At 51.0% G+C, this 18,148-nt stretch carries 18 protein-coding genes; 4 read left to right on the top strand and 14 right to left on the bottom strand.

Annotated elements, in window-relative coordinates:
- Positions 1-118: 118 nt before the first annotated feature.
- A complete protein-coding gene (locus SynSYN20_RS03580) occupies positions 119-436 on the top strand; it encodes a DUF3104 domain-containing protein (protein ID WP_186524765.1) in 318 nt (105 codons plus the stop codon).
- A gap of 65 nt (positions 437-501) precedes the next feature.
- On the opposite strand, the gene SynSYN20_RS03585 is transcribed toward SynSYN20_RS03580, so the two are convergent.
- Together SynSYN20_RS03585 and SynSYN20_RS03590 are read right to left on the bottom strand one after the other, a co-directional pair.
- Entirely contained in the window at positions 502-690 is a 189-nt protein-coding gene (locus tag SynSYN20_RS03585) for a hypothetical protein (RefSeq protein ID WP_186525419.1), read from the bottom strand.
- 683 nt (positions 691-1,373) lie between these two features.
- Entirely contained in the window at positions 1,374-1,877 is a 504-nt protein-coding gene (locus SynSYN20_RS03590; RefSeq protein WP_222929751.1) for a hypothetical protein, read from the bottom strand.
- Positions 1,878-2,040: 163 nt separating this feature from the next.
- On the opposite strand from SynSYN20_RS03590, the gene SynSYN20_RS03595 reads away from it, so the two are divergent.
- Positions 2,041-2,847 carry a hypothetical protein gene (locus SynSYN20_RS03595; protein WP_186524767.1) on the top strand — a complete coding sequence of 269 codons (807 nt, stop codon included), beginning with the start codon at positions 2,041-2,043 and terminating at the stop codon, positions 2,845-2,847.
- A gap of 58 nt (positions 2,848-2,905) precedes the next feature.
- Here the strand turns inward: SynSYN20_RS03595 and SynSYN20_RS03600 are convergent, their stop codons facing one another.
- The 7 genes from SynSYN20_RS03600 to SynSYN20_RS03630 all read right to left on the bottom strand — a co-directional run bounded on the left by SynSYN20_RS03600 (position 2,906) and on the right by SynSYN20_RS03630 (position 8,742).
- Positions 2,906-3,307 (bottom strand): hypothetical protein, encoded by a 402-nt coding sequence (locus SynSYN20_RS03600; protein WP_186524768.1) that lies wholly within the window; start codon positions 3,305-3,307, stop codon positions 2,906-2,908.
- A 35-nt stretch (positions 3,308-3,342) separates the two neighbouring features.
- Entirely contained in the window at positions 3,343-3,867 is a 525-nt protein-coding gene (locus SynSYN20_RS03605; RefSeq protein WP_186524769.1) for a hypothetical protein, read from the bottom strand.
- A 1,053-nt stretch (positions 3,868-4,920) separates the two neighbouring features.
- Positions 4,921-5,349, bottom strand: coding sequence for a hypothetical protein (locus tag SynSYN20_RS03610; protein WP_186524770.1), 429 nt, complete (start codon positions 5,347-5,349; stop codon positions 4,921-4,923).
- A gap of 295 nt (positions 5,350-5,644) precedes the next feature.
- A complete protein-coding gene (locus SynSYN20_RS03615) occupies positions 5,645-5,845 on the bottom strand; it encodes a hypothetical protein (protein ID WP_186524771.1) in 201 nt (66 codons plus the stop codon).
- Positions 5,846-5,849: 4 nt separating this feature from the next.
- Positions 5,850-6,998, bottom strand: a complete 1,149-nt coding sequence (locus SynSYN20_RS03620; protein ID WP_186524772.1) for a hypothetical protein — start codon at positions 6,996-6,998, stop codon at positions 5,850-5,852.
- A gap of 9 nt (positions 6,999-7,007) precedes the next feature.
- Positions 7,008-7,799: a hypothetical protein gene (locus tag SynSYN20_RS03625; RefSeq protein ID WP_186524773.1), complete on the bottom strand. Its 792-nt coding sequence runs from the start codon at positions 7,797-7,799 to the stop codon at positions 7,008-7,010.
- A 259-nt stretch (positions 7,800-8,058) separates the two neighbouring features.
- Positions 8,059-8,742: a hypothetical protein gene (locus tag SynSYN20_RS03630; RefSeq protein WP_186524774.1), complete on the bottom strand. Its 684-nt coding sequence runs from the start codon at positions 8,740-8,742 to the stop codon at positions 8,059-8,061.
- Positions 8,743-9,061: 319 nt separating this feature from the next.
- On the opposite strand from SynSYN20_RS03630, the gene SynSYN20_RS03635 reads away from it, so the two are divergent.
- Positions 9,062-9,436, top strand: coding sequence for a hypothetical protein (locus SynSYN20_RS03635; RefSeq protein ID WP_186524775.1), 375 nt, complete (start codon positions 9,062-9,064; stop codon positions 9,434-9,436).
- 108 nt (positions 9,437-9,544) lie between these two features.
- On the opposite strand, the gene SynSYN20_RS03640 is transcribed toward SynSYN20_RS03635, so the two are convergent.
- Positions 9,545-9,916: a hypothetical protein gene (locus SynSYN20_RS03640; protein WP_186524776.1), complete on the bottom strand. Its 372-nt coding sequence runs from the start codon at positions 9,914-9,916 to the stop codon at positions 9,545-9,547.
- A 330-nt stretch (positions 9,917-10,246) separates the two neighbouring features.
- Here SynSYN20_RS03640 and SynSYN20_RS03645 point away from each other — a divergent pair, with 330 nt between their 5' ends.
- Entirely contained in the window at positions 10,247-12,079 is a 1,833-nt protein-coding gene (locus SynSYN20_RS03645; RefSeq protein WP_186524777.1) for a DUF3987 domain-containing protein, read from the top strand.
- Positions 12,080-12,637: 558 nt separating this feature from the next.
- On the opposite strand, the gene SynSYN20_RS03650 is transcribed toward SynSYN20_RS03645, so the two are convergent.
- From SynSYN20_RS03650 to SynSYN20_RS03665, 4 genes are read right to left on the bottom strand one after another with little or no spacing between them, the layout of a single operon-like run.
- Entirely contained in the window at positions 12,638-13,159 is a 522-nt protein-coding gene (locus SynSYN20_RS03650; protein ID WP_186524778.1) for a DMT family transporter, read from the bottom strand.
- A gap of 27 nt (positions 13,160-13,186) precedes the next feature.
- On the bottom strand, positions 13,187-14,356 hold the full coding sequence (locus SynSYN20_RS03655) for an efflux RND transporter periplasmic adaptor subunit (RefSeq protein ID WP_115070378.1): 1,170 nt from the start codon (positions 14,354-14,356) through the stop codon (positions 13,187-13,189).
- Positions 14,353-17,484: an efflux RND transporter permease subunit gene (locus SynSYN20_RS03660; RefSeq protein ID WP_115070379.1), complete on the bottom strand. Its 3,132-nt coding sequence runs from the start codon at positions 17,482-17,484 to the stop codon at positions 14,353-14,355. The genes SynSYN20_RS03655 and SynSYN20_RS03660 overlap by 4 nt, the downstream gene beginning before the upstream one ends.
- Positions 17,477-18,127 (bottom strand): efflux RND transporter periplasmic adaptor subunit, encoded by a 651-nt coding sequence (locus SynSYN20_RS03665; protein ID WP_255476436.1) that lies wholly within the window; start codon positions 18,125-18,127, stop codon positions 17,477-17,479. The genes SynSYN20_RS03660 and SynSYN20_RS03665 overlap by 8 nt, the downstream gene beginning before the upstream one ends.
- Between the last annotated feature and the right edge of the window lie 21 nt (positions 18,128-18,148).

Raw genomic sequence — 18,148 nt, forward strand, 5'->3', positions numbered from 1 at the left:
TAGCTTTCGATTGCTTGGAGTTTGCTACTACATTTGCGACTACTTTTGACTCGGCAAGCAGGGGCTTGACCTGCTGATTCGCCTGCCTTAGAACTCACGCAATAGTTCAGGCGTACTAGTGAGCGTTGACCATTTCTCTCCAGCAATCAGTCCACTTGAAGGGACCAAGCCTCCAACATTCCTCACCGTCAAGGCTGGTGATTGGGTGATCGTTGAGGGAGAGCAGCAGGTTGCACAGCAGTTCAACGACAACTGGTGGATGGGTCAGGTTGTTTTCTGCGAAGGAGGAGCCAGAGATCCGAGGGTGAACACAATGTTTCAGGTCGCCAACGTCGATGACGGTTGCATCACGTGGGTTAACGGGGATGAAGTCACGCATGTCGTCCGATCACTGGATGGACTGTCGTTTGACAAAAAAGCTCACACAGAATGGTGAACCTTTGGTTTACGACCAATCACAACCTGGGCGGGCAACGCTTCCACCCGCCAGATTTCTGCACTTCAAAAGGAGCCAAGGTCAATCTCGGCATCAGGCTTCAATCTGAGGATCATCCACGACAACATCGCGACACATGCCTTGTCGTCCGCTCCGTAGTCGTATTTCCAGTCCTTCACCATTGCCGTCAGCTCGTGCTGAGCGTTGGTGATGAATTCGTCTGTCCATTCCATGTTCACCACTTTGGCTGACATCGTTTCCACCCACCTGAGTTCTGCCTGGTGGATCGCTGTTTGATTGAAGCTTGCTTAGCTTTGTGCGATCTCGAAATAGTCTCATCTGAGACAGACGATGGTCGCTTCAAAGGGAAATGATCATGCAGTGTTCAACTTGCTCCCATGGGCTTCCTCGCTGTCGCCAGTTGTCTAGCCATTGCCGCTGTTATGTCCAATGCACTATTGGAAAACTTCTGACCGGTCAAAGGACGGGCGTTAAACAGTTGAAAACTGTTGACTCATATGTTCCTTGCTTTTGCCTACAAGCAGGGCTGAATCATTCCCGCTTTGAGAATCATTCTCATTCGCCCATGCGGCAGCATAGTTAGCTGATTGCTCCACGCAAATACACTCAATTGATTGCTACGTATATGCATATCAAGAGTCGCCATTCATAAGACCTGCTTATCAACAAACATCAGCATAAGTTATCAATTGCTCAACGCTAGTTGCCTCAATGGAATTGCCTAGGTTCAACAAGGGCAGACAGCCTTTGTTTGGCTAGTGCTTACTCTAGTAATAAATACACAGCCACCCTTAATTGGTTTACTGCCGTGAGTTCATATACACACTGCACTACCAATGCTCTCTACATATCCAAAAGATTTTCAAAAATAATTTGGATTGTTATATCTACTATTGCTTGACCCTCGTTCGTTTTATTAAATCCAGATGTTTGCTGCTGGCTTCACTGGTTGCATAGGCACGCTGCCATTACGAACACGCTTTCCCTTTAGGAACTGTGGTTCATTCTTCTGTTCTTCGATGTAGTTCTCCAGCCATTGACGTTCGAGCTCATCGCAGTCAAGTGAAGGCGTCCTCTCTTCTGCAAGTCCGCTTGTTCCTGCTGGTATCTCGTAAATATTCTTCTTCTTCTTAGGCAACGGTCCTGGCTTTCGTTTGCCATTAGGACGAAGACGATGGAGTTTTCTCCACTCTTCTTCTGTCATTGGTTTTGATGGAGCGGAGTTACCTTCAGCTAATGCACTATCAATCCTTGCTTCAGTGGCTGACCACATGACTTCATCATCAGCCATCTGTGTGACGACAAACTCATCGTATAAACGATTGACTTTCAACTTCAGTTCGTCCATCTCTTCTTGAGTGAAGCGATTGCGATGCGTGAGATTATCTACAGTGTCGCATAACTCTTCAACATCGGGCACTAGTTGTTCTCGATATCTTCGCTGAGTTCGATGAATACCTTCAAGCGCCAGTTGCTTTAGCTGATGTGGCGACTTGGGTTGTGTCTTTGGTCGGCCTACTTTATTCGCCATCTAATTTGTACCTATTGCTAACTACAATGGTAAAAGAAATAGATAAAGAACGATGCGTAACATCAGCCGCCTAAACCAAGCACTGCAACTATTGAATGGTGGTGGGTCACCTCGTCAGATTCAATCTGCTATTGACAAGATTGACCTCGACCAACGCTACCTACCTGGTGGGACGAACGTTCGTGAGTTGCAGAATCAACAAATGCTTCGAGAACGTTTGGATGATGAAAGGTTGATGGAGGAAATTGCAGATCCTTGGACCGGGTCATATACAACCAGAGACGCTGATGCCTTTGAAGATATGGCCGAGCGCACATTGATGGATCAGGTTGGTGTGCCGTCACTTAATTCAAACAACCGTAAGGTTTCGATGAACACACCTGCTGCAGAGCTAACACCACGTGAACTGAAAGCTCAACAGGCAACACGCAAGATCATTGATGACAAACTAATGATGCTTGGTTTAGGTGCACTAGCTAGTGGTTCTACTGCTGCTGTTATCAACAACTCTCAAGGTGATGACCGTGATGCAAACGTCATCGTCAATCCAGTGACTGGAACTGTTGTTGGCACTGGCATTGCAGCTGGTCTCGGTGGGCTTACTGGCTATCACCTAAGCAATGCACCATCACGAGAGATGGCAGTTGATATGGCTAAAGACCGTAAGCGTGGCTCAGGTTCTGGCTACGAACGTGATGCAGCCTTCGAGAAAAACTACGGCAAGAAATACAACCGCAAGGTCAAAGAGCGTGCCGTTCGTGGCGGGTTACGTGGAGCAAGCGTTGCTGCTGGTGGTGTGGCTCTTCTTCAAATCTTGGATGCAATGAAGAATGACGGCAGCAGTGCAGTCATCTACTGACAACGACCCATAGCTATCAGGCAGCCTTCAGTGAGGGCTGCTTTTTAATGCCTACTAATCAGGTGAATGGCACTTCATTGCTGACGCCACCTGTCCACGGGTTGCCCTTTGCCATATTGCCTGTGCCGTTGCGCCTGATGTCGTTCTGTTCCCAGATGTTTTGATACTCTTCGAACTCTGCTTCTGGCATTTGCCTTAGGTCTTTCGCACCTGTTGGCTGACCAGGCAGTGGGTTGCCTAGACCATCGAAGCGTCCCTCGATTCTGTTGTTGCCCTTGTAGATGATGGACCTGTCGTCCCCGTCATTAATCAACCCTTTGACACCACGGTCAAGGTCAATATGCTCCGATGCAATTGGCCCCAACATTGGGTTTGGATTATTTACAGCGTTAGTAATCGCATCTCCCATGAAGGCTGCTTCCTTTGAGCCATCCTTCAATACATCACCAGCTTTACGCATAACATTAACGCTTTAGTTATTTCTAATTGTACAAACTAAAGCGGCTCATTCATAAGCTCTGAGATACTGTCCACTTGCTTTCGTTGAATTAAATCTTGAATCAATCGAAGCCTACGATTAAGCAGAGCATTCTGAAGCTCGCTCTCCTTACGCATGATGTCGATATTGCATAATGCCTCTCTATATTCCCTCACCTTTTCTATCTGTTGAATCAGAGCATCCTCCACTGAGCAGCTGTAATCATTTAGAGTTGCAGCTGCATCGATGCCGAAAGTCTTCATGCAATCAATCGTATGTGCGCTCAAGTCTTGATGAGTGTTAATTACATCTGGAACCTCGTGGGTTCGGTCTAGCTTCTTACCCTCCATCCCTGCGTAAAACCTTTGCTTCATTTCAGGTGGTGAGGCCTCGACCACTTCCATTAACTCTTCTAACTTGGGCTTCTTGTTATCTTCAGACATTGCTTTTATCATCAGCTCATCTTCAATTCTACGATTGATTGCTGATAACCGAGAGCTACCGCCTTGACCTGTATGTAGTGTAGATTTCGTGAGCTTCACACATAAATACCGCTGCTGTTACTGACATATAAGCGGATCTAATCATTGCTTTTACTATTATCTTTGGTCTGTTAATTGTATCTATATGCCTCTACAGCATGCCTTAAATAGTCGTCAGGTGTCATCCATCAGAGAGGTACCTTTCGGCTGCCCCAGAGCGCCTTATGTATCGCATATAGAGCTGATACGTTTATACCTACAACTCTGGCAACATTTAGATACGGTTCAAGTGATGGACTACAGGTAGCGTAGTCGCAACAACGTCAGTGATGCCAACGGTTTGCAGGTATTAGCTACGCAAGCCACGCTCGTTTTCCTTGTATTCCTTTTTTCTCAGGCACCTGCGGTTAAGTAATTTAAGCAGTAAGTAATGTAAGAAGTTTATTTATATAACCCCTTACGCACCACTCATTATGTATCATCACGATACAACTTTATCTATAAAATAAAGCACGTTTTCTCACCCCATTGGAGGGGGTGTGGCGAGGGGGAGAGGAGGTAGTGTGATTGCTAATTAATAAGCAGAGCCTATCATTCGCTTAAGCTTGATGCTATTTAGTAGTCCCCTATCTATATACAACAAAACCCACCGGAGCAAACCGAGTGGGCAGTGTCTGCACTACAACGTCACAGGTTTAAATGCTGTCGTCTCTCGTGTTGATAATAATAACTGCAGGGCAGCAGCACAAGCAAGCTGAGAGTTAATGCACTTGCTTATATTTAATCTAGCTTATATGTGCACTACTCGTGAACCTCGCTGTCTTCTGCATATGCTTCTCTCATCTCTGATACAGCATTAAACGCTAAACGCATTTCACCAAAGGATGATGCATGCATCTTGGCACAGTGAATGCAAGTTGATTCCTCCATCTCCACTAGCAGCATGTCAGTCAGGGCATCCATTGCATTGTATGCATTGTCGATTGCACTGACTAGTGTCACCTCCCTTGTATGACTGACGTCTGGATTCTGATTGATTAGACTTTGCCTGAAGTTTTCTACTGATTGTTCCATTTTATTTTCCTTGAGTTGTTTGTTGATTGTTCTTGATACCTAGTCGTCATCCATTAGGACTTCTTCTACGCTGTAGTCGTAGATGATTTCATCGTCATCACATTGAATGATCTCACCTTTGTATAGCGTCGCAGCATTAGCAAGAGCTACACCAAACGAACCACAGATAATCTGCAGCGTCTCTGGGTCTGTTGTTGCGTGCTGTTTGATAAGTGTTTCCAAAGACAAGATGCAATCAGACATTGCAGCATGAGCAAAGACAGGTGGCTTGTTCTGTAACTCAATCAGCTTTGCTGCCAAGTCTTTGATGGTCTCTGCCCCTGCTCGTAGCTGTAGTTGCTTCGATAATTTCTTATCGATGACGGTTGCTTTTGTCTTGGTGCTTCTGAATAAATCAGCAGGCACGCAGTTCATTGACTGCGAAAGGATTGCGTTCTCATCCCACTGTGGTCCGTTCTCTTCGTTCATTTGTTTGTCTCCGTTATCTAAGTTAAATAATGTGTGTAAAACCAGTGCCCTGTCTTCCGATCAAAGCTTGTAGCTTCATCAGTAATAAACAGTTCAACCAGCTGTTTGCCGCTACTAATAGGAACATCAGACCGACAAGCGCTATCAACAAGTCGGACCTGTCCAGTTGCTTTGCTTCTCATCACTGCTAATGACCGCTCGATCTTTTTATTCTTTCCGAAAAGAACCCGACCTCCAACAATGTGGTCGTCTTCCTTACGTAATGCACCCACTGATGCATAGGGGTTTGTCTGCTTCATTGCCTTGTCTCCTTGCTGCGGTCGTATTGCTCAGCCAGATCAGCGTGAGCTACTAAGTAGCCAGACATCAGATGTCTTGGTGCATTAGCTCGATCACATCCAAGTCTTTCGGCTAGCCAATCAAGCTTGTTAAGTTCTTCTTGTGTGTAGCGAGTAGTCACACCGATGCGCGCATCAGGCTTTGTTTCTTTAGACATAGCTTTAAATAATAATGTTGATAGGGTTTGTGCTTTTCAGACCGTTAAAGCCTGGTGATTGTGGTGGGACAAAGTGTGTGCGTTGTCCTGAACCATTAAGCAGAGGACAGCGTGCTTCCCAGCCTGGAGTGCCTTGTGATGCATACATCCGCAAGGTTCCTAGCGTCATCCTTGTATCTTCTTTGAAGCGTAAGAATGAAGCTCGTAGTGTGTGCTCTTGTCTCCAAGGATGTCCATCATCTACAACGCTCATCATCTCTAGGTAGTCTTCACATAAGTCAAGACTGATAGAGGCACAAGCTGCACCGATTTGTTTCTCTGCCACTTCTCTGTTAGTGAGATCATCGTGGTCGAACAGGTCGTTCTGCAGCATCCATTGAGCTAGCAGGAAGTCCCTGTCTCGCTCCTCATCACTCCGAAGCATCCGTACTTCAAAGATCTCTGGGTGCTCTTCCTTGTAAAGGCCAACGATTAGATCGATGTCTTCTGCTGGCAGGTATCCGTTATTGATATGCCAGATGACGGGAGACGAGCAGGGATAAGAGACATCACCATCAACGATGGTTCCTTCACCACTGTTCCCGTAGAACATCTGACTGACTGTGAGGTTGCAGGTGTCTTGGAGCTTGGGCAAACCCATCTGCTCGCAGAACCGATCCTTCAACCAGTTACCGATAGCTGTGTGCTCGAGATGCACTCGGTCCAGGCTGATGTGCTCGCCTGGCTGCAACTCATAGAAGTCTGTCTGCTTTGAACGACCGAGCAGAACGAGGATCCTGCAACGGAAGCGTCCATCGTGTCCGTTCTTTGGACCGACGTTGTATGCACTGCACGAGCTATAGAGACCGAGGCAATACTGCTTGTAGAAGTCAGTAGCCAGGATCTTCTCGTAGTCACATCCAGCGTCATCGATATCGAGAACCATCAGGTTCCCGCCGTAAGAAGTCTCACTCTCCCTATGACCCTTCATGAATAGGGTCTGAGCAAGTCCGTGTCCCTTGAGGATGTGATCCTGCATGAGCTCCTCTAGGGAGCCCACGTAAGTCGTCCAGGTGCCTTGCTCTGGTGTTCCGTCGTGTCCCTTCCTTGATTTATTAACCGTGTTCTTAGTGATCGCAGTTTCAATCAGAAGGTCTAAGGGTTTCGTAGGCATCTCTCAGCCTCAGAAGTCGAGGTCAGCCAGGCTTGCCTTGACGCTTTCCTTATCAACAGGCACGTCGTATCCGTCTTCGTAGCTAGCGGTGATCACGTTGGACTTGTTCTGCTTCTTCGGTTGATAGCGGGTGCGTCCGCCTGCAATCTGAACAAGCTGTCCTGATGAAGCAGCAAACGAAACACTGTCGTGTGCAGGGATATCACCTTCAGGCTTCTCTGCTTTGTAGCGAGTGAATGCTCCACAGAGCTGAACGTCTTGACCGTCGTAGTCAGCAAGGAGCTTTGCGGTTCCACCTGACAGCTTCACTGCTGCTGGTGATGAGCCGTCTTCAATAGCGGAAGCAAGGTGACCGAACTGGACTTCGACCTTCTCACCGCCACCTTGGAATGAAGTCTTGACGACCTTGCCCATGATCACGCAGTTGTTCTGCAGTGGTTCAACTGCTTCGTTTGGATGAACAGGCCGGGCCATGATTGCATTCAGGTTCAGTGCAAGCGGGACGTTTTTACCTAGTGCGTTCTCTTCGATATCAACTTCGAGTGGACCAAAGACCATTGCCCTCATGATCTGCGAGCCTTTCGCTTTTGCTTTCTGCTTCTCTGCTTTCAGTTGATCGGCAGCAGTTTCAAACGCAACGATGTTTACCTTGAAGGTCTGATCGTTCGCTCCTTGTGTTCCTGCTTCCAATGACACTGAGCCATCAGCATTCTCAATGAGCTTGTCAATGTTTGCTTTGAGAACAATGCCGCCTTGACCTGCAAGTGCTGCGTTACTGCTTGGATTGATAATGTTAGACATTTTGTTTTGTACGTATAGAGTAATGTGACCTATGAGTTTCTTTATTCATAACAATCACAACACCAATATAACAACTAGAAAGATTGTGCGTGGATTATCTAAAAACTTTCTTGGATATCTAGTATTAACCTAACGTCGCCGTAGATTTACGCCTTCTATCCATTCTAGTCCCTTTATCTAACAGCAATAAAAAAACCCTATCTGATTGATAGGGCTGTACTTACAAATAAGACTATAGATTTTTCAGGCTTTCTCTCTGCTATGCGACAAGCATTTGAATTGTCTGTGCCTTCTGTGTCAGGACTACTGGGGTAGCAGCAGGAGCAGGCTTGTAATCCAGTGCTTTCCACATCGCCTTGCTTGTCTTCCTGAGTACGGAAGCTTGAGCATCGGTGATACCTCCAGCAACTAAACGCTCTAGATCACAGAACATCCAATCGCTTTCATTGACGGTGGGCTCAGTGTCCCTGTATTCGACGGTTGAACTGACAGTCAGAACGGCGTGTCTAGTCCCACGTCCTACAAGCAGTTGCTCTATCGCTGGAACGCTTGCTGCATCAGGGTGCTGTGCTGCCTCGATGATCAGATCCTGAAGTGCTTCCAATGTCCGAGGACGGTTGATACCAAGTGACTGACAGAGCCACGACAGGTAAGGCGTCTTGACCCTTGCCTTCCCACTGTTCAGCTCATCCATCTCGCTCATCAGGGTGAGCAGCCTGTTGTTGGTGACCCTGTTCCCATTGGTTGCGTACTTGTCTTGGAACTGACCTGCATACACAGAGAAGACAGGCACCATCACATCCACGCCAGGGACAACCGTTGTGCCTCCTGCCTGTGTCAGATCAACAGATGAAGCGATGGTTGTCTGATTAGCTGTGCTGACTTCACGGAAGCGTGTTGTTGCTGCCAGTTGTGCTTCATGTGTTTCACTAACTGCCACCATCATTCCGCTGACGTAAGGCAGTTCGATGATCCCCTTGCTTTGATTTACTACTTCTGTTTGTATCCCGAGTGTATTGAAAAACTGATTGATAGATTGCGTCTTCATTCTTTGCGACCATTAGCTTGTGCTTGTTTAAATTTAATCCCTTATAACTTCTGCCGTGACCTCGTTATCCATATCTACATTAGCAACAATACTCCAAAGTTTGAGTTCACTCGCATCCTTCCAGCGCTTACATAAACCTTAAAACAATAGAGCGTATAAGCTTCTATATCTAGCTGGGGATTAGCGTTATCCATAGACTGAGCCTGATGTCACTATGTTTTCATTACTTCAAACATCCCGTAATGCATACAAGGAAGGTGACGTTCCTTCCGACGAATATGACTGGGGAGCTAGACCATCATGGATGTTCTTTGATGTTTCAGGTAGAGCTCGATTTGGTGTGAAGAGAGTGGAAACAAAAAGGTTTGTACGCTTCGAACACATCAGGGTCGTCAGGAATGAGAAGAAGCATGGATACTGGTTTAACAGGAAGTCTTTCTGGTTCATTAAAGTCCCATTCTGTAAAAATGATAAGGACCTTCTCATCGCCAATATTGCAATTTGGTTCATCGCAATTCCTTCCTTTATGAAGATACTAGGTTCGGTAATGACCTACATTGCTAATGCAATTGTTTCGCAAGGAACTTGAAATAAAGCAGACAAAGAAAAACCGCTCTAACTATCCAGCTGAGCGGTCTAACTTTGTACCCTATACCCCTCAATTATAAACAAAGATACAGAGACAGCGTGGCTTACATCACTGTCGCTGAGCTGATTGTATCGTAAAGACATCCTCAATTTGTTCTTCCAATGAAGGGAGAGCGATATCAGCTTTAACCAGTGTGGCATCCTTCAATCGGAAAGCATCCACCTTGAACTCACCTTGCTGTATCCGTGTCCGTTCCAAGAATGATTGCTCCACCTCGATTGTGTATTCCATACCGAGCAATGCAAACAACTTTGTATAGACATAATTCTGCTGATAGGCAGTTGTCTTGTTCGTTTGAAATACCCAAGTCGTTACGTCAGCTGATACAAGCCACTCATTGCAGGGATTCTGATTTACAAAGACATCAACGATGCGGTGATCCAGGTGGTTACTGATTTCCTTATGCTTATATGGGTTCATCATTAACTAGTCCTCCTCTTAATTAACAATAGCACCGACAATGCACCTCTGCGTTTAATTCGTTACTACCATTTTAACCCCACGGCTGCATAATTATGTGTGTATATTGGTAAGGAGTGTCATACATAGGCACACAATACCCTATACAGATAACATTATGTCCAAAAGAAATGGCAATTTAGAGATCAGGCATACCTTCCGTGCCGAGACAGAGTTAAGCGAACTGTTCGAGGGTTACCTCAAGCTTGGTGGATACAACAAAAGTGCCGTCATCAGGAACCTTTTGCAAAGCTGGATCGATCAGCAGCGTGAACTTAACCAGGGAGCCCGATGAACTCCACTACAGAGAAGGTTATAAATCCAGTGAATAACTCTAACGAACTGACTGGTATTGATGCTGTAAAAGATTTCCAAAGCAAGGTCTCTAGCTTTGCTACCAACAATTCAGGAACACAGGAAGTATCAGCAGTATTTACTGTTTCACCTATCTTTAAGGATGCGGCAATTATTGTTGCTTCATACCCAGAGAGGCGGGCGGATGTTATACAAGCAATCACGGCTTCACTTCCCAACCTGAGTTACACACAAGTCTCGACAGCAGTAGAAGCAGCGAGCAAACAAATTGAAGAGCAGGACAACTTCTATAACCTGTCCCTAGCACCTGAAGTCAAAGCTGAATTCACACTCGACGACATCTTGCCTTCAACAGTTGCAAGCGTTATCGAGAAAGACTGCTCTCAAACTGGAGCAAGAGAAATTGCATCAGCACTGATGATGCTGACTTCAGCTGCTTCTATTATTGGTTCTAAGGTTGAGATTATGTCAGGAGTGCAGCGTAAGCCTGTGCCTCCTAATCTTTACTTCTTCATCACTGGCAATAGCTCCAAGAATAAATCCATTGCTATGGAGCCGTTCGTTACTGCAATGACAGCCTTGTCAGAAGCAAAGGAACGTGAAGTCGCTGAGAAGCTGGAAGCTATCAACAGAAGTAATGATGATGCCCTAGCCAAGAAAGAAAAGATTGCCAAGGTTCAACAGAACAGGCAGGACTTCTTCTGGGAAGTTGGTTCTTTCTCACCTGAAGCAGTAAGCAAGGTGCTATTCCGTCAGGAGCCACGAGCAGGTTTCCTCATCCACCGTGATGAAGCATCTGGACTATTCCATTACAAGCGTTGGTCTGGTGGTGCTGGTGCGATGAGCAACGCAGGCGATAGCTCTACCGATGAGTTCTCAAACATCCTGATTACTGGATGGAACCAGAGCCTCAAGGTCAAGAGCATTCGTGTTTCTGATGACAAAGACCGAGCAGCGAGAGACCAATCACTGAGCATCTCTGGTTGCCTGCAGAACAAGTACCTCTCTGAGTTCCTTGACTTTGCTATCGACAACAACGGTTGGACAAGTCGCTGGGTCTTTGTTCGTGCCAATGACGGAACGACAGAGAAGAAGAAAGCACCGCTAGAGCGTGTGTCTCCAATTACTTCCTTTATGGAGGAGCGGTTAATCCCCTTCCTCACCTCCATACGCACAGTCAATCTTGCTGGCGAGAACAGCAGCACCACACTGGTGTTTGACCCTGATGCACAGGAAGAGTATTCACAGTTCCACTCAAGGGTGGATCTTGAAGCCGAGCGGTTGCACGAGGCAAACACGGAGCCTGCTTATGCCACCTATCTAAAGAAAGGTCAGGTGCGTGTATTGAAGTTCGCTTTGCTTATCCATCTGTTTGAAGCTCTCAAAGGTGCTCGCAAAATCGAGATGGCAGCAACTCCCGATCATCCCTTCGCTGAGGAAACCTTCAACTGGAAGGACAACGTCTGCACAGGCGTCACATTGGAGACGTTAAAGAAGGCAATCAAGCTGGAGTACTGGATCCGTCAGGAGTATCAGCACATCAGTGAGGACGCTTGCTCTGCTTCATACCTGGCTGAACACGCATTAGAGAAGCAGATAGAGCTAGACAAACTCCGCTCTGTTCTTACAGCGGTTCGTAATGTTGGAAGCATTCGTGAGAACGAATTGAAGACAAAGATTCGCTCACGTACCTTGTCCTCATCTGAAATCACAAAGCAACTGAAAGAGCTGGCTCGTCGTGGTTGTATTACCAGGACACCAACAGGTCGAACTAACGAACTGAACTACGTCAAATCCATTCGTGATTGATTGAATTTCAATCCGATTTCAATTAATTATCTCCTTTGCTGGGCTTTGACCCAGCTTTTTTATGTCTCAAACCCATTGCAATTACTGACTTCACAGGGTTGTGCAGGGTTAATCGTTTCACTTTCTATTGCTTTAACCCTGTACGGATTTAATAAGACGCTTTTAAAAATATTATTATTATTAGCAGGATTGAGGCTATGACTGGGTTCTTGATTTTCAAGAAGAGGAGATGTTTTTTAAAAGCTACACAGGGTTACACAGGGATGCTCTACCCGCTTGCTCCTGCTCTGCGACATTCAGAAAAAACATAATGCCCTTTCTGAAATGAGAAGCACTGCTACTACTGACTTAGGCTCCATACGGTGAGAGCGTAGTGTGAAAAACGTGCAGGGTTAATTCAAATAGCAATTTACTCTAACCACTTACACAGGGTTGATTCACTTACACAGGGTTAAATACTTCACTTAATCCAGATTGTTTAGATAGATTGGAACTGTTAATCGAATATCAATAATGACCAAGTTCACGTTCAATCCTTCACCTGAACCCCTCAAAGTTTTACAAGGTGGGATCACATCTGCTGCACCGGGACGTCCCAAGAAAGCTAGCGATCAGGGCAGCTCCGGTGGCATTGACACCGCCGAGTGATCCATCCGAAAGAACGATGGCCCCAGCGATGGTGAGCGCTGCTGCCGCAGCGCCGCGTTTGCCGAGATGTTCACGCCCCACCAGAACAGCGATGGCCAGGGTGAAGACGGTCTCAAGGTTGAGCAACAGTGAACTCGATGCGGCTGGTAACCGCGCCAGGCCGTGAACCAGGGCAACGGGCCCGACGATCCCGCCCAGAAGGATCAACCCAGCCAAGGCAGGCGCATCACGCCGTTGGAGGGGGCTTTCATCCTGGGTTCGGCCTTTCATCAGCCGAACAATCGCCAGAGCCAGAGTCGCCCCTGCGTAGAGCAACCCGGCAATGCTCAGGGACGAACCGCTGGCCGTGAACGTACTGATCAGTGGGGCGCTGCATCCGAACAGCACGGCCGCAGCGAAGCCAGAGAGTTGACCGCATCTCAAGGATGCCATCGGTTTGATCGGGTTGCTGAACTTCACTCAGTTCTGGCTGCTGTCCTTGGAAGCATCCAGTGCGTTGCGCAACATCTGCGTGTTGCCTCTCAGGAGCACATCACCTTGACGAACACCCTGAAGGATTTCCGCTTGCCCCGCCGTTTGCTGGGCCACCACCACAGCAACCTGTTCCACAGCCCCCCGTTGATAGCGAAAGACCACCGGTGATCCATTGATCAGGGCAATGGAATCCTGCGGAACAATGAACCGTTGCTCGGAGGATGGGATCTGCACAAAGGCCGTGATAGCTGTTCCGATCGGTGGGAGTTGAGCATCAATAGGTTGCGCGCGGAGCAGCATCACGCGCCCGGCGGTTTGCGCATCAGGTGCCACAGCGATCACCCGTGCCTGCAGCGTCTGAGCTCCCGCTCGAACGCGCAGCAGCTGTCCGGTCCTGATGTTCGTGGCGAGTCCCGGTGACACGAGGAAGCGAAGCTCACCCCCTGTGACATCACTGATCTGGGCCACGTCTTCCCCCACAGACAGGACGGCACCGGGTGAGGTGCTCACAGCAGTGACCTGACCGGCAATTGGACTGCGAATCAACAGACGCCCTGAATCATCAGGCTTCCCTAGCGCTGAAGCCTTGGCAGCGGCTGCCCTGGCTGTCGTCGCGGCTGTAACGCTGGCGATGCGGCGGCTTTCCAGCTCCTGGGTCGAGAGTGCACCTTGCCGTGCCATGGGTTCGGCAAGGCGGTACAGGTATGCGAGCGAGTGCGCCGTGGCCTGCGCTGCATCGGCATCGGCGCGTACAGCAGCCGCATCAGCGCTTTGGACTTCTGCGATCGGTTCGCCAGCACGAACACGGGTGCCCGGTGACACCATCAGACGTAAAACACGTCCCGCCACAGGCATCCCCACGCTTGAGCGCGACGATGTTGCTGCTTCAACAAAACCAGTGATCGGACGTTCCGTGCCCGAGCTCAGTTCGGGGCGAACAGTGGTCAATCCCAATCGCCGAAGCTGGTCTTCGCTGAGAGCCACGCTGCCATTGGCATCCGCACGGTCCATCGCCGCAACCGATGGCGCAGAGACCGGCCGGCTGCTCTGGCGACCCACACCGATTCCAACCAGCAGAGATGCGGAGATCGCCAGAGGAAGAAGCACGCCGGGTTGGCGCAGGTGATGCGTGAGGTGGTTAAGGCTCAGGTTCATGACGGGAGAGAGGCAAGAGACGACGCCGAACCGTCGCGGGCGGGCAGCAGCCAATGGCCAAAGCGTGCATAGAGCGCCGGGAGCACCAGCAGGGTCAGGGCCGTGGAGGTGATCAATCCACCGAGCACCACCACAGCCAACGGTTGCAGGATTTCATTCCCGGCCCCGAAAGCGAGTGCAAGAGGCAAGGCTCCGAGTGCCGAGGAGAGGGCTGTCATCAGGATGGCGTTGAGGCGCTCCAGGCTTCCCTCACGGATCACCTCGCCCAGGGGTTGCCCTGCGCCGTGGCGGCGGTTGTAGTTGTCCACCAGCAACAACCCATTGCGCACGGCGATGCCAAACAGCGTGATGAAGCCGATCAACGAGGCGATCGATAGCACTCCTCCCGTGAGCAACACCGCCACCACACCTCCGATCAGGGCCAGGGGCAGGTTGAGCATGATCGCCACTGTGGCGGGCACTGATTTCACCGAAATCACCATCAGCACACCGATCACCACTGCGGCAACAGCGCTGTAGAAGACCAGAGACGCGGTTGCCCGCTCTTCTGATTCAAATTGACCGCCATAGCGAATGGTGTAGCCCTGAGGTAAACGCACATCCCGGGTGATGGTGCGCTGAATATCTTTCACCACACTGCCAAGGGGCCGACCGTTGACATTGGCCGAGACCACAATCAAGCGGGAAACATCTTCTCGGTTGACGATGTTGGCCCCCAGACCTTCCTCAACCCAGGCAACACTGCCGAGAGGAACGGTCATGCCATTGCTGAAGGCCACCGGCAACGAGCGGATGGCCTCCAGGTTCTGGCGAGCATTCTCCTGAAGCTGCACGAGCACATCGCTGCGCACACCCCCTTCCACCACGTGGCCCACCACCTTGCCGTTGAGCGCGATCTCCACTGCTTGCGACAGCTCCTCCACCGTGAGCCCGAGCGCCGCCGCGAGCGGGCGGTCGTAGTGGATCTGCACCTGGGGAATCGGCAGCTGCGGTTCCAACTGCAGATCCACCACTCCATCAATGGGTTTGATGGCCTTCTCCACCGCCTCACCGATGCGGCGCAGTTCGCCTAAATCGGTGCCGTAGATCTTGATTGCAATGGCACTGCGCACCCCCGAGAGCACTTCATCCATCCGATGGGAGATGAAGCCGCCGATGTTGGGAGCTACGCCGGGAAGCTTAAGAAAGGCTTGCCGCAGCTCGGCGATGGCAGCGGGCCGATTCGCCATGGCCTTGTCACTCAGTTCCACATCCACATGAGCCAGGTTCACACCAGCTCCATCGGCATCGCCTGGAGCGCGGCCCGTGCGCACCTGCACCCACTCAAACAAAGGGTTGTCTTGCAGGGAACGGGTCAGAGCCAGCCCTGCTCGGTTGGTCATCTCCAACGACACACCTGGATACAACAACATCGAATTCACCAATGACTTTTCGCGGAATTCCGGAAGAAAGACCCGCCCCAAGGCCGGCAAGATCAGGGTGGTTGCCACGATCAGGGCCAGTGCGATCGCCAACACCCGCTGGGGTGAGCGCAGGACTAGATCCAGGATCGGGCGGTAGAGCCGCTCGGCCTGGTTAGCCAGCCAGGTGTTCTCCTCTGGCAGCTCCGCAGGCGCGAGCAGGATCGCGCACAACGCGGGTGACAGGGTCACCGCCACCAATGTGGAGGCCGCGATGGAGAGAAGATAAGCCAGGCCCATCGGCGCAAAGATGCGCCCTTCCACGCCGGTGAGCGAAAAGATCGGCGCAAACACCACCACGATGATCACGGTGGAGAACAGCACGGGCTGGCGCACCTCTACCGAGGTGTCGAACACCACCTGCAGGGGCGATTTGGGCGTGTCGCTGGCCCGGTTGCGGCGCAGCCCCCGATAGCAGTTCTCCATGTCGACGATCGAGTCGTCGACCACCGAACCGATCGCCACCACCAGCCCACCCAGGGTCATGGTGTTGATGCCCAGGCCCAGGCTCTTCATCAACATCAGGCCAATCAGCAGTGACAGCGGAATGGCGATGAGGCTGATCACGGCGGCGCGCCAGTTCATGAGAAACAGCACGATCACCACCGAAACGATCACCACCCCCTGGAGCAGCGACTCGCTCACATTGCGGATGGCACTATCGATGAAATTGCTCTGACGAAATGTGGTCTGGACCTGTACATCGTTAGGCAGCGTGCGGTTCAACTCAGTCAGCCGCTGCTCCACCGCCCGAGTCACGGTGGGTGTATCCACATCGGGCTGCTTGATCACCATCAGCACAACGGCGGGATTTCCGTTGAAACTGGCATCACCGCGTTTGAGCGCCACACCGCGCTTCACCTGGCCCAAGGTGGAGAGCAGTACCGGGCGTCCCTGCTCGCTCTGCACCGCCGCATCGGCGAGATCACTCACCTGCGTAACCTGAGCCAGGGGGCGAATCAACCGCTCCTGGCCACCCCCGATCAGGAAGCCCCCAGGGCTGGTAGCCATCGCCGAGCCAACACCCTCCATCACCGCCTGGAGCGAGACAGCCTGAGCCTGCAGCTCCTGGGGATCAAGCAGCACCTGAAACTGCTGCTCATCGCCGCCGTAGATCGTGACCTGGGCGACGCCGGGCACCGCCAGGATTGACTGGCGGTAAGAGCGCAGGATCAGCTGCTGCAGATCCATGAGCGATGTGGCGCCATCGCCGGTCACCGTGAAGGCAACCTGCAGGATCGTGCCCAGTGGCGAGACCAGTGGGGAGACCTCGGGAGCGTCGGCGTTGGCGGGCAGCTGGGCGCTCACCTGTTGCAGCCGCTCCGCCACGGATTGGCGGGCGCGGTAGATGTCGGCGTTCTGGTTGAACACCACCTGCACCATCGACAAACCCGGCTTGGAGGAGGAGCGCACGGTCTCCACCCCGGCAATGCCATTCACTGCCGATTCGATCGGCAGCGTGATGCGGGTTTCCACTTCTTCCGGTGAGAGCCCAGCGGCGCTGGTTTGCACATCCACCTGCGGCGGCGCGAAGGGGGGAAACACATCCAGGGGCATCTGGCTCACCGCCAGCAGGCCCCAGAGGCTGATGGCGATGGCTGCGGCAACGATCAGCCAGCGGCGAGCGATCGAAAACCGCAGCGTTGTGTTGAGCAACCGCTCAAGCATCCGTCTTCCTGCGGCGGTTCAGCCAGATAGCCCCAGCGGTGAGTACGACAACCGCGCCAGCTGCCAGGGCGGGAATGGGTAGAGCGGACGGGCTCGCCGTCGCGCTGTCCTGTGGCGCAGCGGCTTTGTTATCTGCTGCCGGCTCAGCCTGTGGTGTCTTCTTCGATTCGGCGTACAGCGAGAGGGCGCCAGAGATCACCACCTCGTCGGTGGGATCAAGGCCCTCGGTGATCACAACCCGGTCACCCTGTCTGGAACCCGTCACCACGAGAACAGGGTCGTAGGTGGTCTGGGTTTGCACGAACAGCAGTGGCTTGCCATTCGCATCGACTAGAGCAGTGGAGGGAACCGAGAGCCCATCCGGCCCTTCTTCCGGCGTTGCCGTGGCCACCCCCAACAGGGCATCGGTTTCGGCGTTGCGGCGCACCTGGCGTGCGTCGCCCTGCTGCTGAAACTCATCGCCATGGCCCACATGGGCAAGAGCGAGGGGGGCTGCGATGGGGGAGGCCAGCAGAGCCGTTGCAGCAAGGCTGGCGCTTCCCGCCAGCTGGAGGATTCGTAGAAGCAAAGGCCTGAGGAAGCAGTGGATGGGCGGAGGATGGCGCAACCGGGATGAAAAACAGATGAAACCGGCTGCGCGCACTAGGATCTGAGCCTCGTTGAT

Origin of the sequence: Synechococcus sp. SYN20, from assembly GCF_014279555.1 — a bacterium.
GTDB lineage: Bacteria > Cyanobacteriota > Cyanobacteriia > PCC-6307 > Cyanobiaceae > Synechococcus_C.